Source organism: Citrobacter sp. EC_71, from assembly GCF_019584005.1.
Taxonomy (GTDB): Bacteria; Pseudomonadota; Gammaproteobacteria; order Enterobacterales; family Enterobacteriaceae; genus Citrobacter; species Citrobacter werkmanii.
Genome location: NZ_VDAY01000107.1, coordinates 1 through 231 on the forward strand (window position 1 = coordinate 1; position 231 = coordinate 231).

The 231-nt window shown below is 45.0% G+C and carries 1 tRNA gene; it reads left to right on the forward strand.

From position 1 onward, the window contains the following. The first annotated feature begins 19 nt into the window (after positions 1-19). Positions 20-95 (forward strand) — tRNA-Ala (locus tag FHD02_RS24250). The last annotated feature ends 136 nt before the right edge of the window (positions 96-231 follow it).

Sequence of the window (231 nt, forward strand, 5' to 3'; positions counted from 1 at the left end):
AAGAGGTTTTAACTACGATGGGGCTATAGCTCAGCTGGGAGAGCGCCTGCTTTGCACGCAGGAGGTCTGCGGTTCGATCCCGCATAGCTCCACCATCTTTACTGCAACAACCCAAGAAAACTTCAGAGTGTACCTGAAAAGGTTCACTGCGAAGTTTTGCTCTTTAAAAATCTGGATCAAGCTGAAAATTGAAACGACACACTGTTTCATTTCTCCGTAAACAAGAAATGA